At 73.7% G+C, this 23126-nt stretch carries 21 protein-coding genes and 2 pseudogenes; 11 read left to right on the plus strand and 12 right to left on the minus strand.

Going from position 1 to position 23126, the window contains the following annotated elements:
- Positions 1 to 16: 16 nt before the first annotated feature.
- Entirely contained in the window at positions 17 to 448 is a 432-nt protein-coding gene (locus tag ACF1AG_RS23540; protein WP_359607318.1) for a hypothetical protein, read from the minus strand.
- Between the two features lie 214 nt (positions 449 to 662).
- Here ACF1AG_RS23540 and ACF1AG_RS23545 point away from each other — a divergent pair, with 214 nt between their 5' ends.
- The 4 genes from ACF1AG_RS23545 (at position 663) to fxsA (ending at position 4869) form a co-directional block, all read left to right on the plus strand.
- On the plus strand, positions 663 to 1103 hold the full coding sequence (locus tag ACF1AG_RS23545; RefSeq protein WP_004002750.1) for an Lrp/AsnC family transcriptional regulator: 441 nt from the start codon (positions 663 to 665) through the stop codon (positions 1101 to 1103).
- 88 nt (positions 1104 to 1191) lie between these two features.
- Complete coding sequence (locus ACF1AG_RS23550) at positions 1192 to 2796, plus strand: amidohydrolase (RefSeq protein ID WP_387796852.1); 1605 nt, start codon at positions 1192 to 1194, stop codon at positions 2794 to 2796.
- A 539-nt stretch (positions 2797 to 3335) separates the two neighbouring features.
- The gene (locus tag ACF1AG_RS23555; RefSeq protein ID WP_387796854.1) at positions 3336 to 4214 is read left to right on the plus strand and encodes a polyprenol monophosphomannose synthase; all 879 of its coding nucleotides are present in this window, start codon (positions 3336 to 3338) and stop codon (positions 4212 to 4214) included.
- A 73-nt stretch (positions 4215 to 4287) separates the two neighbouring features.
- A complete protein-coding gene (gene fxsA, locus ACF1AG_RS23560) occupies positions 4288 to 4869 on the plus strand; it encodes an FxsA family membrane protein (RefSeq protein ID WP_387796856.1) in 582 nt (193 codons plus the stop codon).
- 104 nt (positions 4870 to 4973) lie between these two features.
- Here fxsA and ACF1AG_RS23565 read toward each other — a convergent pair whose 3' ends face one another.
- The 4 genes and pseudogenes from ACF1AG_RS23565 to ACF1AG_RS23580 form a co-directional block, all read right to left on the minus strand.
- Positions 4974 to 5348: an RNA polymerase-binding protein RbpA gene (locus tag ACF1AG_RS23565; RefSeq protein ID WP_003977404.1), complete on the minus strand. Its 375-nt coding sequence runs from the start codon at positions 5346 to 5348 to the stop codon at positions 4974 to 4976.
- Between the two features lie 279 nt (positions 5349 to 5627).
- Positions 5628 to 6974 carry an MFS transporter gene (locus ACF1AG_RS23570; protein WP_359607140.1) on the minus strand — a complete coding sequence of 449 codons (1347 nt, stop codon included), beginning with the start codon at positions 6972 to 6974 and terminating at the stop codon, positions 5628 to 5630.
- Between the two features lie 52 nt (positions 6975 to 7026).
- Positions 7027 to 7785: pseudogene (locus ACF1AG_RS23575) on the minus strand (glycerophosphodiester phosphodiesterase); the annotation flags it as partial.
- Positions 7782 to 8408, minus strand: a pseudogene (locus ACF1AG_RS23580) (YitT family protein); the annotation flags it as partial. The pseudogenes ACF1AG_RS23575 and ACF1AG_RS23580, both read right to left, overlap by 4 nt.
- 100 nt (positions 8409 to 8508) lie before the next feature.
- On the opposite strand from ACF1AG_RS23580, the gene ACF1AG_RS23585 reads away from it, so the two are divergent.
- The gene (locus tag ACF1AG_RS23585) at positions 8509 to 10008 is read left to right on the plus strand and encodes a PLP-dependent aminotransferase family protein (protein ID WP_359607135.1); all 1500 of its coding nucleotides are present in this window, start codon (positions 8509 to 8511) and stop codon (positions 10006 to 10008) included.
- A gap of 454 nt (positions 10009 to 10462) precedes the next feature.
- Here ACF1AG_RS23585 and ACF1AG_RS23590 read toward each other — a convergent pair whose 3' ends face one another.
- Entirely contained in the window at positions 10463 to 12139 is a 1677-nt protein-coding gene (locus tag ACF1AG_RS23590) for a hypothetical protein (protein WP_359607134.1), read from the minus strand.
- A 49-nt stretch (positions 12140 to 12188) separates the two neighbouring features.
- Positions 12189 to 12383 (minus strand): hypothetical protein, encoded by a 195-nt coding sequence (locus tag ACF1AG_RS23595; protein WP_024887312.1) that lies wholly within the window; start codon positions 12381 to 12383, stop codon positions 12189 to 12191.
- 259 nt (positions 12384 to 12642) lie between these two features.
- On the opposite strand from ACF1AG_RS23595, the gene ACF1AG_RS23600 reads away from it, so the two are divergent.
- Positions 12643 to 13035: an ankyrin repeat domain-containing protein gene (locus tag ACF1AG_RS23600; protein ID WP_359607132.1), complete on the plus strand. Its 393-nt coding sequence runs from the start codon at positions 12643 to 12645 to the stop codon at positions 13033 to 13035.
- A gap of 301 nt (positions 13036 to 13336) precedes the next feature.
- Positions 13337 to 14755 carry a HEAT repeat domain-containing protein gene (locus ACF1AG_RS23605; protein WP_391810351.1) on the plus strand — a complete coding sequence of 473 codons (1419 nt, stop codon included), beginning with the start codon at positions 13337 to 13339 and terminating at the stop codon, positions 14753 to 14755.
- 390 nt (positions 14756 to 15145) lie between these two features.
- On the opposite strand, the gene ACF1AG_RS23610 is transcribed toward ACF1AG_RS23605, so the two are convergent.
- From ACF1AG_RS23610 to ACF1AG_RS23630, 5 genes are read right to left on the minus strand one after another with little or no spacing between them, the layout of a single operon-like run.
- Positions 15146 to 16024, minus strand: coding sequence for a biotin-dependent carboxyltransferase family protein (locus ACF1AG_RS23610; RefSeq protein WP_391810352.1), 879 nt, complete (start codon positions 16022 to 16024; stop codon positions 15146 to 15148).
- A complete protein-coding gene (locus ACF1AG_RS23615; RefSeq protein ID WP_359608141.1) occupies positions 16021 to 16650 on the minus strand; it encodes an allophanate hydrolase subunit 1 in 630 nt (209 codons plus the stop codon). The genes ACF1AG_RS23610 and ACF1AG_RS23615 overlap by 4 nt, the downstream gene beginning before the upstream one ends.
- Complete coding sequence (locus ACF1AG_RS23620) at positions 16647 to 17405, minus strand: 5-oxoprolinase subunit PxpA (RefSeq protein ID WP_359752441.1); 759 nt, start codon at positions 17403 to 17405, stop codon at positions 16647 to 16649. The genes ACF1AG_RS23615 and ACF1AG_RS23620 overlap by 4 nt, the downstream gene beginning before the upstream one ends.
- A gap of 36 nt (positions 17406 to 17441) precedes the next feature.
- Positions 17442 to 18290, minus strand: coding sequence for a putative hydro-lyase (locus ACF1AG_RS23625; protein ID WP_391810353.1), 849 nt, complete (start codon positions 18288 to 18290; stop codon positions 17442 to 17444).
- A complete protein-coding gene (locus tag ACF1AG_RS23630) occupies positions 18287 to 19609 on the minus strand; it encodes an MFS transporter (RefSeq protein WP_391810354.1) in 1323 nt (440 codons plus the stop codon). Before ACF1AG_RS23630 ends, ACF1AG_RS23625 begins: the two co-directional genes overlap by 4 nt.
- Positions 19610 to 19745: 136 nt before the next feature.
- Between ACF1AG_RS23630 and ACF1AG_RS23635 the strand changes: the two genes are divergently transcribed.
- The 4 genes from ACF1AG_RS23635 to ACF1AG_RS23650 all read left to right on the plus strand — a co-directional run bounded on the left by ACF1AG_RS23635 (position 19746) and on the right by ACF1AG_RS23650 (position 23126).
- Positions 19746 to 20441: a GntR family transcriptional regulator gene (locus ACF1AG_RS23635; RefSeq protein ID WP_391810355.1), complete on the plus strand. Its 696-nt coding sequence runs from the start codon at positions 19746 to 19748 to the stop codon at positions 20439 to 20441.
- Positions 20442 to 20545: 104 nt separating this feature from the next.
- Positions 20546 to 22072, plus strand: a complete 1527-nt coding sequence (locus tag ACF1AG_RS23640; protein ID WP_391810356.1) for a hypothetical protein — start codon at positions 20546 to 20548, stop codon at positions 22070 to 22072.
- Entirely contained in the window at positions 22069 to 22248 is a 180-nt protein-coding gene (locus ACF1AG_RS23645) for a hypothetical protein (protein ID WP_391810357.1), read from the plus strand. Before ACF1AG_RS23640 ends, ACF1AG_RS23645 begins: the two co-directional genes overlap by 4 nt.
- Positions 22245 to 23126, plus strand: a complete 882-nt coding sequence (locus ACF1AG_RS23650) for a hypothetical protein (protein WP_359603156.1) — start codon at positions 22245 to 22247, stop codon at positions 23124 to 23126. Before ACF1AG_RS23645 ends, ACF1AG_RS23650 begins: the two co-directional genes overlap by 4 nt.

The following is a 23126-nucleotide window of genomic DNA, read 5'->3' on the forward strand; positions in this document are numbered from 1 at the left end:
TCGGGCCGGTCCGCGCTCAGGCGGCGTCGCGCCGCATCACCGGGAACCGGATCGGACGTGATCCCGGTCCGCCGACGTGGGAGAAGGGCTGGGTCCGCCAGTCGAGCCCCTGCGGGAGCGTCAGCAGCAGCGCCGTGTCCTGCTCCTGGGGCGTGACGGTCTCGTCCGCGGGCCGGGCCTCGGACGCCCGGCGGCCCGTGCCGGGGCAGACCGTGAGCCCGAACGGGTTCCACGGCGAGGCGCACAGGGCGTGCTCCGGCAGGATCTCCTCGTCCGCCAGGAGGGCGATGGGCTGCGAGCAGTCCGGGCACACGACCCGGAACATCTCGAAGGTGTCGTACGCGTCGTCGTCGTCCGGGGTTCCGGGTTCGACGTACTCCGGCTCGGGCGCGACGACGGGCTGCTGCCGCTTGGACGTGGTACGACCAGGGCGCTTAAGACTCTGCATTGGGTTCTCCCCCTCGGGCTGGGCCGTTCAGGCACTGCGGCCTCGACCACAGCAAGCACTTCCCGCCACCCCGGGGGGGTAATCACGAGAACATCACGGAGACGGCGCAAGGTGTGTGGTCTTCGTCACATGCCGCTCGCAGGTGCGGTCCGCGGCCGTCGCGCACGGCCGTTCCGGTATCCGAGGCGATCAAGTGCCCTGTAGGTTCAACCCCATGGAGGAGCTGGACCGACAGATCGTGCAGCTGCTCGTCAAGGACGGGCGGATGAGCTACACGGACCTGGGCAAGGCCACGGGCCTGTCCACGTCGGCCGTGCACCAGAGGGTGCGACGGCTGGAGCAGCGCGGCGTCATCCGCGGCTACGCGGCGGTGGTCGACCCGGAGGCGGTCGGCCTGCCCATGACCGCGTTCATCTCGGTCAAGCCGTTCGACCCCAGCGCCCCCGACGACATCGCGGACCGCCTGGCGGGCGTCCCGGAGATCGAGGCGTGCCACAGCGTCGCGGGCGACGAGAACTACATCCTCAAGGTCCGCGTGGCGACCCCGCACGAACTGGAGGAACTCCTCGCGAGGCTGCGCTCCTTGGCCGGGGTCTCCACCCGCACGACGGTGGTCCTGTCGACACCGTACGAGGCGCGGCCGCCGCGTATCTGAGGGGCACGCGGTTGCGTGCCGCGCGCCCGGGACACCCCCGGTGGGACCTGCGTGCCGGAGTGCGTGCGCGGCGCGCGAGACTAAGGGCATGAGTGAACGTACCGCCACGCCGCCCACCGTCCTGCTCCGCCGTGGAGAGGTGCACAGCCCCGCCGACCCCTTCGCCACCGCGATGGTCGTCGAGCGCGGCCAGGTCGCCTGGGTGGGGTCCGAGGGCGCGGCCGACGCCTTCGCGGACGGGGTCGACGAGGTGGTCGACCTCGACGGGGCGCTGGTCACCCCGGCGTTCACCGACGCGCACGTCCACACCACCGCCACCGGCCTCGCCCTCACCGGCCTGGACCTGTCCACCGCGGCCTCGCTGGAGGACGCCCTCGCCCGGGTGCGGGAGTTCGCCGCCGCCCGCCCCGACGACCGGGTGCTCCTCGGGCACGGCTGGGACGCAGCCCGCTGGCCCGGCGGCCGGCCCCCGACGCGCGCGGAGCTCGACGAGGCCACCGCAGGGCGCCCGCTCTACCTGAGCCGCATCGACGTGCACTCCGCCGTCGTCTCCACCGCGCTGCTCGACCTCCTCGCGGGGGGCGTGACCCGCGAGGACCGCCCCCTCACCGGCGACGACCACCACGCGGTGCGCGCCGCCGCCCTGGGCGCCGTCACACCCGCCCAGCGCACCGCCGCCCAGCGCGCCGCGCTCGCCCACGCGGCGTCCCTCGGCATCGGCACCGTGCACGAGTGCGGCGGCCCCGAGATCTCCTCCGAGGACGACTTCACCGGCCTGCTGCACCTCGCCCGCGAGGAGTCCGGACCCCGTGTCGTCGGCTACTGGGCCGAGCAGGACGTCGCCAAGGCCCGCGACCTGGGAGCGCTCGGCGCGGCGGGCGACCTCTTCGCCGACGGCGCCCTCGGCTCGCACACGGCCTGCCTGCACGACCCGTACGCCGACGCCGCCCACACCGGCACCGCGCACCTCGACGCGGACGCGGTCGCCGCCCATGTCGTCGCCTGCACCGAGGCGGGCCTCCAGGCGGGCTTCCACGCCATCGGCGACGCCGCCGTGAGCACCGTCGTGGACGGTGTCCGCGCGGCGGCGGAGAAGCTCGGTCTCGCCCGCGTGCGCGCGGCCCGGCACCGCGTGGAGCACGCCGAGATGGTCACCCCTGAGACGATCGGGGCGTTCGCCGAGCTCGGCCTCACGGCCTCCGTCCAGCCCGCCTTCGACGCGTTGTGGGGCGGCGAGGACGGCATGTACGCCCAGCGCCTCGGCGCGGAGCGCGCCCGCACGCTCAACCCGTTCGCCGCACTGCTGCGGGCCGGCGTGCCGCTCGCCTTCGGCTCCGACAGCCCGGTCACCCCGCTCGACCCCTGGGGCACCGTGCGTGCGGCTGCCTTCCACCGCACCTCCGAGCACCGCGTCTCCGTCCGTGCCGCCTTCACCGCCCACACCCGCGGCGGCTGGCGGGCCACCGGACGGGACGACGCGGGCGTCCTGGTGCCCGGCGCCCCCGCCGACTACGCCGTCTGGCGCACCGGCGAACTCGTCGTCCAGGCGCCCGACGACCGGGTGGCCCGCTGGTCCACCGACCCTAGGTCCGGAACCCCTGGCCTGCCCGACCTCACCCCCGGCCGTGACCTGCCCGTCTGTCTCCGCACGGTGGTCGGCGGCCGCACCGTCTTCGTACGGCCGGGCGAGTGATCTGCGCGGGCGGCGCGGTGGTCGATCATGCACCGCGCCCCCGTGGCGCGACCTGCGCATCCTCGTCTCTGACCAGGCGTTTGAACCACACTGCGCAGGTGGGACGACTGTTGACAGGCGGCCGCAGAGGGCCGGTAGGTTCGGCCGGGTCCACCACCGGACGCCCGACCGGAGACCGTCCGGCCACTCGGGCCGGCGCCGCTGGGTCAGGGACGGTGTGCCGCACCGGGGCACCGTCGCTGGGAGCCAGGCTCAGCGCGGCGCGGGGCCGAGGGACGTGTCCGACGGCCGGGGAGGTGCGACCCCGGGTGGGGCCCGGGCGCTCAGTAGACAACGGCTCCAGGTGATCCGCAGCCGGCGGGTCCCGGGCCGGCCCGAAGGGCGCCGGGCCCCCACCCGCCGTCCGCGCGCACCCGGTGGAAGAAGATGTGCCTACCCGATGATCGGGAAACGACACCACCGTATGTACGTCCTGTCACGTCACGGCAGGCCGTGCACACTAAGGTGGGTTCCTGCGCACAGGACATGAAGGGGCAGCAGTGAACGACGGCGGCGGGACCCTCGCGGCAGGATCCCAGGGGCGGAAATTCGGCCCGCTCGGTACGGCTTTGGTGATCATCCCCACGTTCAACGAGGCGGAGAACATCAAGGCGATCGTCGGACGCGTGCGCAAGGCCGTTCCCGAGGCGCACGTCCTCGTGGCCGACGACAACAGCCCCGACGGCACCGGCAAGCTCGCCGACGAACTGGCCGCCGGGGACCACCACGTCCAGGTGCTGCACCGCAAGGGCAAGGAAGGCCTCGGCGCCGCCTACCTGGCGGGCTTCCGCTGGGGCATGGAGCACGGCTACGGCGTACTGATCGAGATGGACGCCGACGGCTCCCACCAGCCCGAGGAACTGCCCCGGCTGCTCACCGCCCTCAAGGGCGCCGACCTGGTGCTCGGCTCGCGCTGGGTGCCCGGCGGTCGGGTGGTCAACTGGCCGAAGTCCCGCGAGTTCATCTCCCGCGGCGGCAGCCTCTACTCGCGCATGGCGCTCGACCTGCCGCTGCGGGACATCACCGGCGGCTTCCGCGCGTTCCGCCGCGAGACGCTGGAGGGCCTCGGCCTGGAGGAGGTCGCCTCCCAGGGCTACTGCTTCCAGGTCGACCTCGCCCGCCGCGCGGTGAAGGCCGGCTACCACGTCGTCGAGGTGCCCATCACCTTCGTGGAGCGCGAGCTCGGCGACTCCAAGATGAGCAAGGACATCCTCGTCGAGGCGCTGTGGCGGGTCACCGCCTGGGGTGTGGGGGAGAGGGTCGGCAAGGTTCTCGGTCGCGCCGAAGACAACAAGCCCGGCCGGCCCCGCGCCGGGAAGGGCGTCCCGGTCAAGGAGACGACGGCGGACGCAGGGCGCTCCGAGCGCTCCGAGCCGTAGACCCGGGCTGCGGGACCACCGGACCACGGGCCCGCTTATCCCGTGCTGAGCAGGACCCAGGCACACTGGGAGTATGACGACTGGTGCTCAGAGCCCGTACCCCGCCCGGCCCCGGCGCTCCCGGCTGCGCACGTGGCTGCCGCTCGGCGTCGCCGCATGGCTCGTACTGGAGATCTGGCTGCTGACCCTCGTCGCCGGCGCGTCCAGCGGCCTGGTGGTCTTCCTGATCCTGCTGTCCGGCATCGTCCTCGGCTCGTACGTGATCAAGCGGGCCGGCCGCCGCGCCTTCAGGAACCTCACCGAGACCGTGCAACAGCAGCAGAGCGGCGGACCGGTGACCCCGGGCGCCCGGTCCGGCAGCGAGGGCAACGGGCTGACGATGCTGGGCGGTCTGCTGATCGTCCTGCCGGGTCTGATCTCCGACGCGCTGGGGCTGCTCCTGTTGGTGCCGCCGGTCCAGAAGGCCGTCAGCCGCTACGCGGAGCGCACCTTCGAGCGCAAGCTCCGCGAGGCCGCCGCGCAGAGCCCGCTGGGGGACGCCTTCACCCAGGCCCGTATGCGCCGCCCTGACGGCAAGGTGGTCCAGGGAGAGGTCATCAGGGACGAGCCCGGCAGCGGCAGCCCGGAGGGACCGCGGCCACCGTTGACCAAGTAGGGCAGGCCCGGACGTGTCCGGGCACGCAGACAGGACCGAGGGCGCCGTACGTGTACGGCGCCCTCGGTCCTGTCTCTGTGCGTTCGGGCGGGCTCCCGCCGGGATCAGGCCGACTTGCGGCTGTCCCGCGGATGCACCGCGATGTTCATCGCACCGGACCGCAGAACGGCGAGACGCTCCTCGAGGACCTCTTCGAGCTCCTCACGGGTGCGCCGCTCCATCAGCATGTCCCAGTGCGTACGCGCAGGCTTGGCCTTCTTCTCCTCCGGACCGTCTCCGTCCACCAGGAGTGCCTGGGCACCGCAGACCTTGCACTCCCACTCCGGCGGGATCTCCGCCTCGACCGAGAAGGGCATCTCGAAGCGGTGCCCCTTCTCGCATGCGTACTCCACGGCCTGGCGCGGGGCCAAGTCGATGCCGCGGTCCGTCTCGTAGCTGGTCACCACGAGGCGCGTGCCGCGAAGAGCTCGCTCACTCATGAATCGTGCCTCCCGGGCTTGTCGCCCACAGGACAGGTGTCGCTGTCGTCGTCATCCGGTCAACGTCCGGTCGGCGGTAAAGATTCCCGGTCGGAGATCCGTTCCGGGTCATGTGTCGCCGTCGTGGCCGCAGCCCTTGTCAACCAGTGCAGTACCCACCGACGCCCGGTTTGTCACATCTAGTCACAGATGTCACACAGCGGTTCGGCATCTTTGACGCGCAGTAACGGTACGCCTGGCAGGCCAAACGCGTACACTACCGCCCTTTCGCGCCGAACGCTAAATCCGCTGGGGCACCGGGTTGCCCGCGTCGGCTATCGCCCTGTGTACGGGTACCCGCGCGAGCAGGACGAATCCCAGGACGAAGAAGCCCACCAGCGAGAGGATCGCGTCCCGGTAGCTGCCGGTCAGCTGGTACGTCAGACCGAACAGCAGCGGCCCGAGCCAGCTGAGCCCCCGGTCGCTGATCTCGTACGCCGAGAAGTACTCGGCCTCCTTGCCGGGAGGGACCAGATGGGAGAAGAGGGAGCGGGACAGGGCCTGGCTGCCGCCGAGGACCAGGCCGATCCCGGCGGCCAGCACGAAGAACCACTCCGGCGCGCCGGCCGGCAGGAAGTACCCGGCGGCCAGCGTCAGCGTCCAGGCGACCAGCGAGCCGAGGATCGTGCGCTTCGCGCCGTACCGCCGGGCCAGCCGGCCCAGCAGCAGCGCGCCGGCCACCGCCAGCACCTGGACCAGCAGCACGGCCACGATCAGCGTCGACTGCCCGAGCCCGAGCTCCTTCGAGCCGTACACGGATGCCTGGGAGATCACCGTCTGGATGCCGTCGTTGTAGACCAGGTAGGCCAGCAGGAAGGCGAGCGTCAGCGGGTGCCGGCGCATGTCGCGGATCGTCGCCGCCAGCTGCCGGAACCCCGGCAGGGCCGCCTCACGCGCGGGCGTTCGGCGGTCCCGCAGCCGGCGCAGGGGTATCAGTGCGAACGCGCCCCACCACAGCCCGGCCGACGCCAGGCAGATGCGCACCGCCATGCCCTCGGACACGCCGAAACTGTCGTGCCCCGTGTAGAGGACGAGGTTCCCCACCAGGACCAGCGCGCCCGCCGCGTAGCCGAAGGCCCAGCCGCGCGAGGAGACGGCGTCGCGCTCCTCCGGCCGCGCGATCTGCGGCAGGTACGAGTTGTAGAGCATCATCGCGACCGACTGCGCGGCGTTCGCCACCACGAGCAGCAGACCGCCCAGCAGATAGCGGTCGCCGTCGAGGAAGAACATCCCCGCGGTGGCGGCGGCGCCGGTGTACGCGGCCGCCGCGAGCAGCGGCTTCTTGCGCCCGGTGCGGTCGGCGGCAGCCCCCACCAGCGGCATCACCAGCACCGCCACCACCACCGACAGGGACACGGCGTACGCGAAGAAGGAGCCCGCGCGCACCGGTACGCCCAGCGGGTGCACGAACCCGTCCGCGTCCGCCGCGGCCTCGGCGACCGTGGTCAGGTAGGGGCCGAGGAACACGGTGACGACGGTCGTGGAGTAGACCGAACAGGCCCAGTCGTAGAAGTACCAGCCGCGCTGCTCCCGCCGCCGTCCGGCGCTGTCGTCCGCCGCCGGTGACCGCACGGTGTCGGTGTCCACCCGTGCCCTCGCTTCCCCGTGAGCGCGCCGGGCGACGGGGGCTGCGGGGGTCTCAGACCCAGGTGCCGCGGTCCTCCATGACCTTGCGCAGTGTGTCGATGTGATCGGTCATGATGCCATCCACTCCGAGGTCGAGGAGCCGGTGCATGCGTTGCGGTTCGTTCACGGTCCACACGTGGACCTGGAGCCCGCGCGCGTGGGCCGTCCGCACGAGCCGCTCGTCGACCACGCGGACGCCCGACTGCTCCTCGGGCACCTGGGCGGCGACGGCCGACCGGCGCAGCGGGGCCGGCAGCCCCCAGGACCGCAGCCGCAGACCGAGCACGCCCCGGGTGCCGAACGACGTGGCGAGCCGGGGCCCGGCCAGCCGCTGGGCGCGCACCACGCGCGCCTCCGAGAACGACCCGACGCAGATCCGGTCCCAGGCTCCGGTGCGCTCGACCAGGTCCAGCAGGGGGAGCAGCGCCGGTTCGGCCTTCACGTCCACGTTCCAGCGGACCTCGGGGAAGGTCTCCAGCAGTTCCTCGAACAGCGGGACCGGCTCCTGGCCGGCCACCCGCGCCCGCGCCACCTCCGCCCACGGCAGGTCGGCGATGCGGCCCGCTCCGTCCGTCACCCGGTCCAGGGTGGAGTCATGGAAGGCGACGAGCCGGCCGTCGCGCGTCGCGTGGACGTCGGTCTCGATGTACCGGTAGCCCGACTCGACGGCGCTCCGGAACTGCCGGACGGTGTTCTCGAGGCCGTCCGCGGCCCCGCCCCGGTGGGCGAAGGCGAGCGGTCCGGGGTGGTCGAGGTAGGGATGGCGTAGACGACGGTGCTGCCCTCGCCGGGTCCGGGGACGGCGAAGACGCGCAGGAACAGCTGGGCGAGCGGGCCGATGGCCACCGCGTACAGCACGGTGCCGACGCCGACCGTGCCCCCCAGTACGAAGCCGGTGACCACCACGGTGATCTCGATGGCCGTGCGGACCAGACGCACCGACACCCCTGTGCGCTGGTGCAGGCCCGTCATCAGGCCGTCGCGCGGGCCCGGACCGAACCGGGCCGCGATGTACAGTCCGGTCGCCGCGCCGTTCAGCACGATCCCCGACGCCATCAGCGCCACGCGTACGCCCATGCCGTGCGCGTCCGGCAGCACGGCCAGGGTCGCGTCCATGGCCACGCCGATCACCAGCACGTTGGAGACCGTGCCGAGCCCCGGCCGCTGCCGCAGCGGGATCCACAGCAGCAGGACCAGCGCGCCCAGCGCGGTCAGCACCACGCCCATGGACAGGCCGGTCCGCTCGGACAGGCCCTGGTGCAGGACGTTCCACGGCTCGAGCCCGAGCCCGGACCGCACCAGCAGCGCCGAACTCGCTCCGTACAGGGCCAGGCCCGCGTAGAGCTGGAACAGCCGCCGCACGACATGGCGCTCGCCGAGCGCGCTTCTGGCCAAGAGGTGCCCCCTGATGGTGAAAGTGGACCGTCGCGTGCCACCCTGGAGTCTGACTGGTCATGTCATCCATGGCCAATCCGGGGAAGGTGGACTGATTCGAATGGCGCAGTGGACTTCCGCAGTGGGCGCCGCCCAGCTGGCGCGGCTGCTCGGCTCCCAGCAGGACCGCCCGGCAGGGCCCGGCACCCGGCGGCCGCCCGCCTACCGCGCCCTCGCCGACGGCGTCCGGCTGCTGGTGCTCGAAGGGCGCGTGCCGGTCGCCGCGCGGCTGCCCGCCGAGCGGGAACTCGCCCTCGCCCTGTCCGTGAGCCGCACCACCGTCGCGGCCGCCTACGAGGCGCTGCGCGGCGAGGGCTTCCTCGAGTCACGGCGCGGCGCGGGAAGCTGGACCGCCGTCCCGGCAGGCAATCCGGTGCCGGCGCGGGGCCTGGAGCCGCTGCCGCCCGAGGCGCTGGGCTCGATGATCGACCTGGGCTGCGCCGCCCTGCCCGCCCCGGAGCCGTGGCTCACCCGCGCCGTCCAGGGTGCGCTGGAGGAACTGCCGCCGTACGCGCACACCCACGGCGACTACCCGGCCGGGCTGCCCGCCCTGCGTGCGATGATCGCCGACCGCTACTCCCGGCGGGGCATCGCCACCATGCCCGAGCAGATCATGGTCACCACCGGTGCGATGGGCGCCATCGACGCGATCTGCCATCTCTTCGGCGGACGCGGCGAGCGCATCGCCGTCGAGTCGCCCTCCTACGCCAACATCCTCCAGCTGATGCGGGAGGCCGGCGCGCGGCTCGTCCCCGTCGCGATGGCCGAGGGGCTGACGGGGTGGGACCTCGACCGCTGGCGCCAGGTGCTGCGCGAGGCCGCGCCGAGGATCGCCTACGTCGTCGCCGACTTCCACAACCCGACCGGCGCGCTCGCCGACGACGACCAGCGGCGCCGGCTCGTCGACGCGGCCCGCTCGGCGGGGACGGTGCTCGTCGCCGACGAGACGATGAGCGAGCTGTGGCTCGACGAGGACGTGGACATGCCGCGGCCGGTGTGCGCGTTCGACCCCGCCGGGTCGACGGTGATCACGGTCGGCTCGGCGAGCAAGGCGTTCTGGGCCGGGATGCGGATCGGGTGGGTGCGGGCCGCGCCGGACGTGATCCGCAGCCTGGTCGCCGCGCGGGCGTATGCCGATCTGGGGACGCCGGTGCTGGAGCAGCTGGCCGTGAACTGGCTGTTCGGCACGGGCGGCTGGGAGGAGGCGGTGGAGCTGCGCCGCGTGCAGGCCCGGCAGAACCGGGACGAACTGGTGAGCGCGGTACGGCGGGAACTGCCCGGCTGGGAGTTCGAGGTGCCCCGCGGGGGTCTCACCCTCTGGGTCCGCACGGGCGGCCTGTCCGGGTCCCGGCTCGCGGAGGCGGGGGAGCGGGTGGGGGTACGTGTGCCGTCCGGGCCCCGCTTCGGGGTGGACGGCGCCTTCGAGGGCTACGTCCGGCTGCCGTTCACGGTGGGAGGCGCGGTCGCGGAGGAGGCGGCGGTACGCCTGGCGGCGGCGGCGCGGATCGTGGAAACGGGCGGAACGACGGGCGGGGAGGACCCGCGCACGTTCGTCGCGTAAGGGCGACGCCTTCAGGGGGCGCGGAAAGCCGAGCGCTCAGCGCTCCAATGCCCGCAGCCGGGCGCCCCTTCAGGGGCGCGGGGAACTGCGCGCTCAGCGCTCGACGGGCCGCGCTCGGTGTACGAGGCTGCGAGGCACCCCGAGCCGCGGGTACGGCGCCTTCGGCGGGGGCGCCGGGAGGGTGCCGCCTGCGCCGACCCGTGCCGCCCCAAGGGGCACGAGTGCCCGCAGCCGGGCGCCCCTTCAGGGGCGGCGGGGAACTGCGCGCTCAGCGCTCGACGGGCCGCGCTCGGTGTACGAGGCTGCGAGGCACCCCGTGAGCCGCGGGTGCGGCGCCTTCGGCGGGGCCCGCCTGCGCCCACCCTCCTCCACTCGCGGCTTCGCTCGAGCGGGGGCCCCCATCGTCCCAAGCGGTACGACTGCCCGCAGCCGGCGGCGGAATCACGCCCTCGCCTCAGGACGACGACTCCGCCACCGCCGCGCCCTCCGGAGCCGCCGGCTCCGATACCTCCACCTCCGGCACCAGCCCGGCCGCCGCAGCGACCTTCTCCGTCGCCGCCTTGTCCAACCGCACAGCCTCCGGCACCGGACCCGGCTCCTCGTCCGCCGGCGTCGTGCGGGGAGGAAGGAGGTCGAGGACGGCCTGGCGGTGCGCCTCGCTGGTCGCGTCGTCGTACGGGTCCGGCGTCGCCGGCACCTGGAGCCGGTGGACAGGCCCGCTGCCCAGCCGCGCGTACCCGCGGCCGGACGGCATCTGATCCACCGGCGTGGTGTGCGGCGGCGCGCCCAGCACGGTCTCCAGCTGCTCCGCCGTGGCGGGGCCGAGAACGACACGCGCGCGCGTGTGCTGCCGCACCGGTGCCGCCAAGGCGTCGAGCCCGTCGAACTGCTCCGCGACCACCACGGTCACGTTCGCCGCCCGCCCGTGCCGCAACGGGGCCATCAGCAGGGCCTGCGGATCGGTGCCGTCGTCGTCCGCCGCCGCCAGATGGGTGAAGACGCTCGGCCGGTCGAGCAGCAGCCACAACGGCCGCTTGGTGTCCTCGGGCGGCGGGTCACCCGCCTGGTGCGCCTTGCTCGCCGCGGCCAGCCGCCGTTCCGTCTCGGCGGCAGCCCACTCCAGACTGGTCACCGCCCCCGACAGGGCGCACTCGACGGCCAGCACACCGTCCCGCCCGGTGAGGCAGGCGTACTCACCGGTCCCGCCGCCGTCGACGATCACCACGTCGCCGTGGTGCAGCGCCTGGAGGGCGATGGACCGCAGCAGCGTCGAGGTGCCGCTGCCCGGCTGGCCGACGGCGAGCAGATGCGGCTCGGTGGAGCGGACGCCGGTGCGCCATACGACCGGTGGGACGTCGGTCCGCTCCTCGCCGTGCGCGCCGTGGGTCAGCGGCAGCGTCCGCTGCACGCGCGTGGGGTCGGTGAAGCCGAGCACCGTCTCGCCGGGAGCCGTGACGAACGGCTGTGCGGCGATGTCGGTGGGCAGCGGGGCGAGGACGCGGACGGCGAGCTGGTTGGCCTCCTCGTCCCACGAGAAGTGGTACTCCCGGCCGCGTCCGCACTTGGCGCCGAGCAGGTGCTCGATCCGCGCCCGGGACGCGGGCTCGGCGTCGGTGAAGTAGGCCGGGTAGGAGATCAGCAGGTGCGCGAGACGGCCGTCGCCGTCGAACTCGTACTCGGAGAAGACCTTCCCCCAGTCCCCGCCACGGGCGTACAGAGGCTCGGGGTCGTCGCCGGCCGAGAAGTACGGCACGAGCGCCTCGTACAGGGACTTCAGGCGCTGCAGCTGGCCGGGGGCCGGTCCGGCGGGGGCCGCGGGCGTGCGGTCCCGGCCGTGCCAGGCCGCCGCCGCCATCAGGGCGACGACGGCGAGCAGCGGACCGTACGGCGCGAGCGCCACGGCCAGCAGCACCGCCGCCACACCGAAGAGCAGCGCGCCGCGCCGGTCCTTGGGCGTGTCGACCCACCTGCGCCGTCCGGCCGAGGCCAGTCGGCGCAGCCCGCGCGTGATGGTGATCAGCGGGTGGAGGACGTCCGTGGCGCTGTCGGCCGCCGTCCTGGCCAGCTCCCGGCTCCGGGCGAGCTGGGCGCTGCCGTTGCTGAGGATGCGGGGAAGGGGACGCCGGGCCACTACTGTCTCCAGAGGGTGCGTGCGGGCGGGCGGGGCGTGGTCGGCCGGGTCAGAACTTGAACCCGCCCAGGAGGCCGGCGAGGCTCTCGCCGCCCGCCTTGATGCTCGGCGCGATGGCCGTGCTGGCCAGATAGAAGCCGAACAGCATCGCCACCAGTGCGTGCGACAGCTTCAGTCCGTCCTTGCGGAAGAAGACGAAGACGACGATGCCGAGCAGCACCACGCATGAGATCGAGATGATCATGTGAGTTCTCCTGGTTCACGGGGGCAGTCACCATGAGTACTTCCCTGATCACAGAATGTATCTATACGATAAAAGGTGCAACTGGGTGGATATCCGCCCTGTACGCCGCGCGGTGTCTGCGGTGATCATTACCTCGGCCGTGTCGGCTCATGTGCCGCCCGAGCCAGTACCCTGGCGATTCACCCGTACGGCTGCCCCACGTGCAGACGTACGCCCTGTTCCCGATGCGTGCACCCGTGCAGTGAGAGGCGGTCCGGCGATGAGTGAAGCCCCCGACCCCGAGGTCGTGGAGCTCGCGACCAAGATCTTCGACCTGGCCCGGCGCGGCCGCACCGAGGAACTCGTGGCCTACGTCGACGCGGGCGTCCCCGCCGACCTCACCAACGACCGCGGCGACTCCCTCGTGATGCTCGCCGCCTACCACGGCCACGCCGAGGCGGTGCGCGCCCTGCTCGCCCGCGGCGCCGAGGCCGACCGCGTCAACGACCGCGGCCAGACGCCACTCGCGGGAGCGGTCTTCAAGGGCGGGACCGACGTCGTCGAGGCCCTCCTCGAGGGCGGTGCCGACCCTTCCGCGGGCACCCCGTCGGCCGTCGACACGGCCAGGATGTTCGCCCGCACGGAGCTGCTCGAGCTGTTCGGCAAGAGCTGAGCGGACTCCGCTCCGACCAGCGACGACACGGAAAACGGGGGAGGCGGTACAAGGCCGCCGAAATACGGTCGCGGTAGATGTGACCGCCGGGTCATCATGACGACGTGATTCACGGACGCGATGGCTGGGCAGGTGTTGCCGCACCGCGCGGGCCGTGACGCGGTCCGCATGGGCCACCGACGAGAGGCAGAGAGAGATGGTCTACAACAAGCAGGAAACGGCGGGCGCCCCGACGTGTTGTCACGCGGCCAGGTAATCCACACTCCCGGTTGCGTCGACGCTTGATGTGAGGCTGTTTCCCATGTTCGATCCGGTCATAGCGCCCAGCGGTACGCTGCTCGGCCTGCTCCAGCGGGGCCGCGGCGACGGCACACTGCACGCGCTCACCGCCCCGCGCTCCGAGGCGCTCGCGGCGCTGAACCACTGCGTGCTGCGCGACCCGCGCCACGACTGGCAGGTGGAGAACCGCTCCCTGTACTACGCCCGCCTCTACCTCGACCTGCACGGCGGACTCGAGGCGATCGAGGCGCACCTCTTCGACCCCGAGGACGTCCTCGGCACCGACGAGTCACGCACCGGGCTCTCCCTCGCCGTCCTGGGCCACCTCGCCTCCTACGGCAGGCAGGACGCCCTGCACCTGTTGCGCAGGTACGCCGCCCAGGGCAGCAACTGGGCCTGGGCCCTCGACGAACTCGCCCTGCGCGACGACGACGCCGGCCTGCGCTCCCTCGCCGCCCCGGTGCTGGCGCGCTTCTCTACCGACGCCGAGGGCGAGGCCGAACTGGCCGCGACCGTGCGGGACGCCTTCGAACCCCGCCCCTGGCGGTTGTGGGCCGACGATCCCCGCCCCGCCGTCGCCACTCGCGTACGGGCCGCCCAGGAGGCCGGCTCCTTCGACCGCTGGCAACGGCAGATGCGGCCCGCCGGGCCACGCCCCGGCTGGAGCGTCCAGGCCGTGTTCGACTGGGCCCAGCAGGGCATGGACCGCGGCGCCGCCCTGCATGTGCCGGCCGCCCGGTGTCTTTCCGCCGTGGCGGGGCCCGAGGACCGTCCGGAGATCGTCCGGGCCGCCCGGGACGGCTCCGACGGAGCCCGCTGCACAGCCTTGCGCTATCTCGCCGACACCGCCGATCCCGACGCCCTCGACCTGATCGAGGCCGCCGCGACCGACGGCTCGACGGCCGTCGTGGACGCCGCCGTCGACGCCTTCGAACGCACGCGCAGTGTGGCCGCCGTCGACCGGGCGCGGGGCTGGGCCCGGCGGCCCGACGCGCTCGGCGAGGCCGCCGCCCGCGTCCTCGCCTGCCGGGGCGGCACACGCGACCGTGACCTGGTCCTCGGGGCGCTCCGGGAGGCGGTGCGGGGCGAAGGCCCTGACGCGACGACCCTGTGGACCCTCGTCGACGGTGCCGGACGCCTCGGCATCGTCTGTGCCGCGCCCGTGCTGCGGCACATCTACCGTGAGACCGCCTCCTCCCACCTCCGCGGCCGCGCCGCCCGCGCCCTCGCCGCCACCGACCCGTCCTTCCCCACGGGCTTCGCCGTCGAATGCCTCTGGGACTGCGAGGAGACCACACGCGAGATCGCGGCCCGCCACGCCGAGACGGGCGACACCCGTGTGGTGGACCGCCTCCGCCGCCTGGCCGCCGACCCGGCGGAGGAGGCGGAGGTCCAGACAGCGGTCCGCAGCAGAATCGGCCCCGAAGGCACAGCCGTATAACCCCGGGTCCCCGCCCCGGACCCCGCTCCTCAGTCGCCGGAGGGGCTGTATGTGGCTCCGCCCCGGGCTCCTTTCGGCAGGCACGGAGGCGGGATTCGGGGCTCGGCCCCGGACCCCGCTCCTCGATCGCCGGAGGGGCTGTATGTGGCTCCGCCCCGGACTCCTTTCGCCAGGCACGGAGGCGGGATTCGGGGCTCGGCCCCGGACCCCTCTCCCCAAGCGCCGGAGGGGCTGTCTTCCGCTTCGTCCCGGGGCCTTGTCCTGAGAGCCCCCGGGAGATTCGCTTCCAGCCCGTCCGGCGTTCGAGGGACAGGTCCGCCAGGGCCGACAGGGGGTCCGGGGCCGAGCCCCGGGGACGGCACGGGAAGGGGCGGCGGGGGCGAGGAAACCTCAGGAACGCCCACGCCTCCGCACCGCGACGAACCGCACCGGCGTCCCCGGCCGAGCCTGCGCCGCCGCAGGCAGATCCTCCGCCTGCACCACACCGATCACCGGATACCCCCCGGTCGTCGGATGATCGGCGAGAAAGATCACCGGCGTCCCCGCCGGAGGCACCTGCACAGCCCCCAGCACCATCCCCTCACTGGGCAGCTCCTCCCCCCGCGCTCGCTCCAGCACCGGCCCCGTCGTCCGCACCCCGATCCGATTGCTCGCCGGCGAGACACGGAACACCCCGGACAAGAGCCGCCGCACGGCCTCCGCCGTGAACCAGTCGTCCCGCGGACCGAGGAAGACCCGCAGAACGAGTTCCGACGGCGGCCCCGCCTGCGGAGCCACGTCCACGCGCGCGTGCACCCCCGTCGGCGCCCCGAGCGGCAGCACCGCCCCGTCCGTCAGCGGCGCCGGCCCCAGCCCGGACAACAGGTCCGTGGACCGGCTCCCGAGCACCGGCTCGACGGCCACCCCGCCGGACACGGCGACGTAGGCCCGTACCCCGAGCACCGCGGGCCCGACGTCCAGCACGGCCCCAGCCCGCACCCGCACCGGCGCGCCCCACGCCGCGGGGCGGCCGTCCACCGTCACCCGGCACGGCGCCCCGGTCACCGCCACCGTCACGGCCGACCGAGGCCGCAGGGAGCAGCCGTCGAGGGTGGTCTCCAGGACGGCCGCGTCCGGCCCGTTGCCCACCAGGCGGTTGGCGAGCGCGGCGGCGGGACCGTCCAGGGCGCCGGAGCGGGGGACGCCCAGGTGGGCGTGACCGGGCCGGCCGCGGTCCTGAACGGTCGTCAGGGCTCCCGCCCGGACGACGGAGAGCGCGCGGTCCGTCATGTCGCCGGTCCGCTCGGGGCCACCGGGACGAACCGCACGCGAGTGCCGGGCGACAGCAGCGCCGCGGGCTCCCGGGTGTGGTCCCACAGCACGACGTCCGTGGTGCCGATCAGCTGCCAGCCGCCGGGGGAGGAACGCGGGTAGACGCCCGTGTACGGCCCGGCCAGGGCCACCGAGCCCGCCGGGACGGACGTGCGCGGGGCGGAGCGCCGGGGGACCTCGTAGCGGGCGGGGAGGCCCGTGAGGTAGCCGAAGCCGGGGGCGAAGCCGCAGAAGGCCACGCGGAACTCGGCGTCCGCGTGGATCCGCGCCGCCTCCGCCTCGCCGACACCCCAGTGGGCCGCCACGTCGGCCAGGTCGGGACCGTCGTACCGCACGGGGATCTCGACCGTCTCGGCCGTGCGGGGCGGTACGGACGGCACCGGACGTGAGGTCAGTTCGGCGGCCAGGCGGGCGGGGTCGGGCAGGCCGTCGAGCAGCACCGTGCGCGCGGCCGGGACGATCTCACGGGCCGTCAGGGATCCTTCGGCGCGGCGGCGCAGCAGGTCCGCGTGGAGCGCCTGCGCCTCCTCGCCCGAGGCGACCTCGACGAGCAGGGCGTCCACGCCGACGGGCAGCGTCCTCATGCGAACGCCTCCACGTGGACCCCGGACGCCTCCAGCGCGTCCCGCACCTGCCGCGCCAGGTCCACCGCGCCCGGGGTGTCACCGTGCAGACACAGGGAGCGGGCCCTCATGCCGATGCGCCGCCCCGAGAGCGCGACGACCTCGCCGCGGCGAGCCAGGTCCACCGAGCGCCTCAGGACGGCCGCCGGGTCGGTGACCAGGGCGCCCTCCTGGCCGCGCGCCACCAGCGTGCCCTCGTCGGTGTACGCGCGGTCCGCGAACGCCTCCTCGACCGCCGGGAGCCCTGCCTTCGCCGCAAGCTCCAGCAGCCGTGAGCCGGGCAGTCCGAGCACGGGCAGCGTGGGGTCGGCGAGGACCACCCCGTCGACCACCGCGCGCGCCTGCTCCTCGTCGCGCACCACCCGGTTGTAGAGCGCGCCGTGCGGCTTGACGTACGCGACGCGGGTTCCCGCCGCGCGGGCGAACACCTCGAGGGCGCCGATCTGGTACGCGACCTCGGCCGTCAGTTCGGCCGGCGGCACGTCCATCGCCCGTCGGCCGAACCCGGCCAGGTCCCGGTAGGAGACCTGGGCGCCGATCCGCACCCCGCGCGCGGCGGCGAGTTCGCACACCCGGCGCATGGTGGGGGCGTCGCCCGCGTGGAAGCCGCAGGCGACGTTGGCGCTGGTCACCACCGACAGCAGCCGCTCGTCGTCGGTGAGCGTCCAGCGGCCGAAGCCTTCGCCGAGGTCGGCGTTCAGATCGATCGAGGTCATGGATCCTTCGTTTCTCCGTGCGGGTGAGGGCGCCGGTCAGAGCACGCGGAACTGCTCGTCCCGGGCGTCGCCGACGAACATCCGGCCCGGTGCGTGGGTGAGGGCGAACGGCGGCCGGGACGCCATGACCGCGGCCTGCGGGGTGACGCCGCAGGCCCAGAACACCGGGATGTCGTCCGGTTCCGGCTCCACCCGGTCGCCGAAGTCGGGGCGGTCCAGGTCGTCGACGCCGAGCGCGGACGGGTCGCCGCAGTGCACCGGGGCGCCGTGCACGGCGGGCATCAGCCCGCTCTCCCTGATGGCGGCGTCGAGGTGCTCCGGCGGCACCGGGCGCATCGACACCACCATGGGGCCGCTCAGCCGCCCCGCCGGACGGCACTGCCACGTCGTCCTGTACATCGGGACGTTCCGCCCCTGCTCGACGTGGCGCAGCGGCACCCCGGCGGCCGCGAGCGCCCACTCGAAGGTGAAGCTGCAGCCGATGAGGAACGACACCAGGTCGTCCCGCCAGTACGCCCGTACGTCCGTCGGCTCGTCCACCAGCTCGCCCTCCTCCCAGACCCGGTAGCGCGGCAGATCGGTGCGCAGGTCGGCCCCGGAGGCGAGCACGGTGGACGTCGAACCGGCGTCGGTGACGTCGAGGAGGGGGCACGCGCGCGGGTTGCGCTGGCAGAACAGCAGCATGTCGTACGCCCAGTCGGCGGGCACGGAGACCAGGTTGGCCTGGGCGTACCCGGCGGACACGCCCGCCGTGGGGATCGCGAGGCCCTCACGGAACCGGGCGCGGGCCGTCCGCGGGCTCCACGCGCGCGTGGTGTCGTCGGCGAGGACCACGGGGCGGTCGTCCACAGCGGTGCGGGCGCCGTCTCCGGAGGGGGTGGTCACTCGAGCTCCTTCCCGCGCGTCTCCGGCAGCCCCAGCAGCGCCAGCGCGGCCAGGCCGTAGCCGATCGCGCCGAAGACCAGGGCGCCGCCGACGCCCCAGCTGTCGGCGAGGAAGCCGACGGTGGTGGGGAAGACGGCGCCGACGGCGCGGCCGGTGTTGTAGGTGAAGCCCTGCCCGGTGCCGCGCACGGCCGTCGGGTACAGCTCGCTCAGGTAGGAGCCGAAGCCGCTGAAGATGGCCGACATGCAGAACCCGAGGGGGAAACCGAGCACCAGGACCAGGGTGTTCGCGCCGCTGGGGATGTTCGTGTACGCGACGATGCACACCGCCGACAGCAGGGCGAACAGCCAGATGTTGCGCCGGCGGCCCAGCAGGTCGGTCAGGTAACCGCCCGTCAGGTAGCCGAGGAACGCGCCCGAGATGAGGAAGGTCAGATAGCCGCCGGTGCCCACGACCGACAGGTCGCGCTCGGACTTGAGGTAGGTCGGCACCCAGGTGGCGAGGGTGTAGTAGCCGCCCTGGACGCCGGTGGAGAGCAGCACGGCGAACAGGGTGGTGCGCAGCAGCCCGGGGGAGCCCGCGCGGGACCGCCGGAAGATCGCCGCGAACGATCCCTTGCTCGCGCTCTCCTCGCGCGCGGCGGCCGCCTCCGGCGCGTCCTGCACGCTGCGCCGCACCCACACGACGAGCAGCGCGGGCAGTGCGCCGGTCCAGAACATCACGCGCCAGGCCAGGTCGCCGTCGACCAGCGAGAAGACCGCCGTGTAGACGATCACGGCCAGGGCCCAGCCCACGGCCCAGGCGCTCTGGACCGCGCCGAGGGTGCGGCCCCGGTGCTTGGCGCCGGCGTACTCGGCGACCAGGATCGCGCCGACCGCCCACTCGCCGCCGAAGCCGAGGCCCTGGAGGGCGCGGAAGACCAGCAGCGTCTCGTAGTTGGGGGCGAAGCCGCAGGCCACGGTGAACACCGCGTAGGTGATCACGGTCAGCAGCAGCGCCTTGACCCGGCCGATGCGGTCCGCGAGGACGCCCGCGAGGGCGCCGCCGACCGCCGAGACGATCAGGGTCACGGTGGTCAGCAGTCCGGTCTGACCGCTGTTCAGGCCGAAGTACGCGGACAGCGCCACCATCGTCAGCGGCAGCGTGAAGTAGTCGTACGAATCCAGGGCATAGCCGCCGAAAGCACCGCCGAAGGCGCGCCGACCGCGCGGGCCGAGCGCGCGCAGCCAGCCGAACGCCCCGCCCTCGGAGGGCGGCTCGGGCTTGACGGGGCGTGGGGTTCCGGCCAGGGCGCTCGGCGGTGGAGGGGTCGTGCTCATGGGCACCTCGCAGAGGGGGGACGGGGGTGCAAGGAAGGGGTGAGCCGTGCCAATGCCTCAGCAAGGTAGAGGATCGTTGAACGATCCTTCAATACCCATGTTGTCTCGTCCTTCCCGGTGCGCTTGAATTCCGGGCATGGCAGAGCAGATGAGCGGACTGGCGGGCGACCGTGCCCTGCTGGGGCGGACCAGCACCGCCGAGCGTGTCGCGGACATCCTCAGGAGCCGCATCGCCGAAGGGTTCTTCCCGCCCGGCACCCGGCTCTCGGAAGACAGCATCGGCGGCGCCCTCGGCGTCTCCCGCAACACGCTCCGGGAGGCGTTTCGGCTGCTCACGCACGAACGACTGCTCGTCCACGAGCTCAACCGGGGTGTGTTCGTAAGGGTGCTGACCGTCGAGGACGTCGAGGACATCTACCGCACCCGCCGGCTCGTCGAGTGCGCCGTCGTCCGAGGGCTCGGCGAGCCGCCCCACGCCCTCGACGGGCTCGCCCAGGCGGTCGAGGAGGGGCGGCGGGCGGCCCGCGAAGGTGACTGGAAAGCGGTGGGTACGGCCAACATCCACTTCCACCAGGAACTCGTCGCCCTCGCCTCCGGCGAGCGCACCGCCGAGCTGATGCGCAGCGTCTTCGCCGAACTCCGGCTCGCCTTCCACGTGGTGGACGAGCCACAGCGACTGCACGAACCGTACATCGCCCGAAATGTCGAGATTCTCCAGGCTCTTGAGGCGGGTGACCGGGACGCCGCCGAACGCCTGCTGGCCGCCTACCTCGACGTGTCGCTGGAACGGGTGGTGGAGGTCTACCGACGCCGGGTGGGTGACGGGGAGTAGGCCCGTACGGCAACCGGTCTCCGCGGGCGTTCCGCAGGTCACGGCGCCGAGGCGCAACTGCCTCGTTTGGGCCGTTGTCGGACCGAGGACCTAGTCTGTGCACCGTGACTTCGCCTGCATCGACGGACAGCGCTCCGCCCCAGCTCGGCGCGGGGCCGCGCCCCGCGCCGGGCCCGGCCGCCGACGAAGGGCTGGCGCGGCGGCTGCGCGCGCTCGCGTGCACCGCGCCGCTGCACGACCTGGACACCCGCAAGGCCAATCTCGCGGGCGAGTACTCGGTGTACGGCATGGCGGAGATCGCGCTCGCCGGCATCGACCTGGTCACGCTCAACATGGACTTCGACACCGGCGCCGACCACGAACAGATCGTCGCCCGGCTCCTCCCGCGCGTCGCCGCCCAGGCCCCCGAGCGCCCCGCCGCCGAGCACGAGCGGGTGGCCCGCTGGGTCCTGGAGAACCTGATCAACGTCGGCAGCGTCGACCGCGGCTTCCGCGCGGTGTACGGCGTTTTCGGCCCGGACGGCACCTACGTCCGCCGCGACTACGACTTCAAGCTGATCGAGGAGGTCCCGGGCCCCGGCGGCACGGTGTACCTGCGCACCACCGACGAAGCGGTCAACGTCCTGGTCGGCGCCCTGGACACCGACGTCACCAGCGCCCAGATCGCCGCCGAGGTCAAGCTCGAGGTGCTGATCAGCCGGGGCAGGCTCGCCGACGCCCAGCTCGCCGCCGAGCAGGCCCGCTACCGCACCGTGCAGTACTCCGAGACCCTGCGCCGCGCCCTGGAGGCCACCCGGCGCAACGTCCGCGCGGTGGACTGGCTCAGCGCCGTGCCTGACATGATCGCCGAGGCCCTCGACCACGTGGCCGACCGCTACCGGCACGAGAACGCGATCCTCACCAACATCCGCAAGGCCCGCGACGAATCCGAGGACCCCGAGCACAAGCGCCGCGCCGCCGAGCTGGTGGACATCGTCAAGGACTGCATCCGGCGCCACACCCAGCTCCAGTCCCGTCTCCTGGAGGCCGGCCCGCTGTTCCGCGCCGAGCAGGACCGGCAGGCCTTCGCCACGCCCGCCGCGGCCGCCGGCACCGACCTCTACGGCCAGCTCCTCGCCCCGCTGCTGCCGCTCCCCGTGGAGCGGGCCTCCCGGGTCACCGACGCGTTCTTCGCCCACGGCACCGGGCTGCGCACGCCCGTCTCCGTGCGGGTCGCCGACCTCGTCGAGATCCTGCTGACCCCGCCCGTCGAACGGGAGCATCTCGGCGCGGAGATGCCCGAGCCGGACCTGATCGCCACGCCCGACGACAGCCGCTTCAGCGAGGAGCAGCTCGCGGCCGCCACCGAGCTGCTCGACCTCCCGGCCGACGCGCCCCGCCGGCTGTCCGGGCTGCTCGCGGAGGCCCGCCGCAAGGACCCCGAGCTGCCCTACCTGGTGGCCCTGCTGGCCGTCCACGCCGCCAGCCCGCCCGTCGGCACGGCCTACCGCCAGGGCGAGCGGAAGCTGCTGTTCGCGGTGGACGACGGCACCGAGCTCGACGACTCCGAGTTCGGCGGCGCGGACCTCATCGTGGGCACGGCCCTGCTGGACGCGGCGGGCATGGCCGCGGACCGCACGGAGGCGGCATGACCGCGACACCGGCACCCCGCACCCGCGCCTCCCGCGGCCGCATCCCCCGCACCGACCCGGCGCGCACCGACATCGCCCGCACCGACCCCGCGCGCACCGACCCAGCGCGCACCGGCATCGCGCGCACCGACCCCGCCCGCACCGACATCGCCCGCACCGAGGAGCTCCGACCGTGACCGAGCACGCCGACTGGAGCGAGCCGGAGCCCGCGGCGACGCCGGCGAGCACCGCCGTCACGCCCGCCGACGCCGCCGACGCGGCCCGGCTCGTCGCCTTCGGCCTCCAGCCCAGGCTCCAGCCCGCCCGCGACCAGGAGTACGCCGACCTGCTGCGCCGCTACCGCGAGGACCCGCCGTTCGCGCGGCTCGCCGACGCCGTCGCCACCGGTCTCGGACTGATCGTGCTGGAGGTCTCCCCGCGCGCCGGCATGGCCGTCACCGCCGCCGAGGACTCCGTGTTCGCCGTCCGCATGGGCGACTACGCCCGCCGCGCCTCCGCCGACGGCGGCGACCGCTTCCTGCACGGCCTCGCCCACCTCGCCGTAGCCGCCATGGCCTTCCCCCGCCCCGAGGACCTCGCCGACGACGGCTACATCGGACGCGTCACGGTCAACGGCGTCGACGCCTTCGTCCGCCAGGCCTGCCACCGCCTGGAGGAGCGGGCCGCCGAACAGGGCGAGAACACCGACCCGGCCACCGACGCCCCCGGACTCGAGGCAGCCTGGCGCATCTGGTCCCGGCGCAGCGCCACCGGCGCCACCAAGGACGCCCGTCGGCTGGCCGGATCCACCACCGGCATCGTCGCCAAGGCCGTCTCCTTCCTCACCGACTCCGGCTTCCTCCAGCGCACCGGCGACGACAACGGCGGCACCTACCGCACCACCGCCCGCTACCAGCTCCAGGTCCGCGACATGGCGGGCAGCGCCGCCATGGCCGAACTGCTCGACCTCGGCGTCGTCCCCGTCACCGACGGCACCCCCACCCTGCTGCCCCCCGAGGACGGCGACGCCCTCGACCTGGTCGCCGACGCCGGCCTCCCCTTCCACTCCGCCTGA

Origin of the sequence: Streptomyces sp. NPDC014764, from assembly GCF_043082785.1 — a bacterium.
GTDB classification, from domain to species: domain Bacteria; phylum Actinomycetota; class Actinomycetes; order Streptomycetales; family Streptomycetaceae; genus Streptomyces; species Streptomyces althioticus.

What these genes read in the sequence shown, in the direction of transcription:
- ACF1AG_RS23540 (WP_359607318.1), bottom strand. Translation starts at nt 448, where the DNA reads ATGCAGAGTCTTAAGCGCCCTGGTCGTACCACGTCCAAGCGGCAGCAG.
- ACF1AG_RS23545 (WP_004002750.1), top strand. Translation starts at nt 663, where the DNA reads ATGGAGGAGCTGGACCGACAGATCGTGCAGCTGCTCGTCAAGGACGGG.
- ACF1AG_RS23550 (WP_387796852.1), top strand. Translation starts at nt 1,192, where the DNA reads ATGAGTGAACGTACCGCCACGCCGCCCACCGTCCTGCTCCGCCGTGGA.
- fxsA (WP_387796856.1), top strand. Translation starts at nt 4,288, where the DNA reads ATGACGACTGGTGCTCAGAGCCCGTACCCCGCCCGGCCCCGGCGCTCC.
- ACF1AG_RS23565 (WP_003977404.1), bottom strand. Translation starts at nt 5,348, where the DNA reads ATGAGTGAGCGAGCTCTTCGCGGCACGCGCCTCGTGGTGACCAGCTAC.
- ACF1AG_RS23585 (WP_359607135.1), top strand. Translation starts at nt 8,509, where the DNA reads ATGGCGCAGTGGACTTCCGCAGTGGGCGCCGCCCAGCTGGCGCGGCTG.
- ACF1AG_RS23595 (WP_024887312.1), bottom strand. Translation starts at nt 12,383, where the DNA reads ATGATCATCTCGATCTCATGCGTGGTGCTGCTCGGCATCGTCGTCTTC.
- ACF1AG_RS23600 (WP_359607132.1), top strand. Translation starts at nt 12,643, where the DNA reads ATGAGTGAAGCCCCCGACCCCGAGGTCGTGGAGCTCGCGACCAAGATC.
- ACF1AG_RS23605 (WP_391810351.1), top strand. Translation starts at nt 13,337, where the DNA reads ATGTTCGATCCGGTCATAGCGCCCAGCGGTACGCTGCTCGGCCTGCTC.
- ACF1AG_RS23610 (WP_391810352.1), bottom strand. Translation starts at nt 16,024, where the DNA reads ATGACGGACCGCGCGCTCTCCGTCGTCCGGGCGGGAGCCCTGACGACC.
- ACF1AG_RS23615 (WP_359608141.1), bottom strand. Translation starts at nt 16,650, where the DNA reads ATGAGGACGCTGCCCGTCGGCGTGGACGCCCTGCTCGTCGAGGTCGCC.
- ACF1AG_RS23620 (WP_359752441.1), bottom strand. Translation starts at nt 17,405, where the DNA reads ATGACCTCGATCGATCTGAACGCCGACCTCGGCGAAGGCTTCGGCCGC.
- ACF1AG_RS23630 (WP_391810354.1), bottom strand. Translation starts at nt 19,609, where the DNA reads ATGAGCACGACCCCTCCACCGCCGAGCGCCCTGGCCGGAACCCCACGC.
- ACF1AG_RS23635 (WP_391810355.1), top strand. Translation starts at nt 19,746, where the DNA reads ATGGCAGAGCAGATGAGCGGACTGGCGGGCGACCGTGCCCTGCTGGGG.
- ACF1AG_RS23645 (WP_391810357.1), top strand. Translation starts at nt 22,069, where the DNA reads ATGACCGCGACACCGGCACCCCGCACCCGCGCCTCCCGCGGCCGCATC.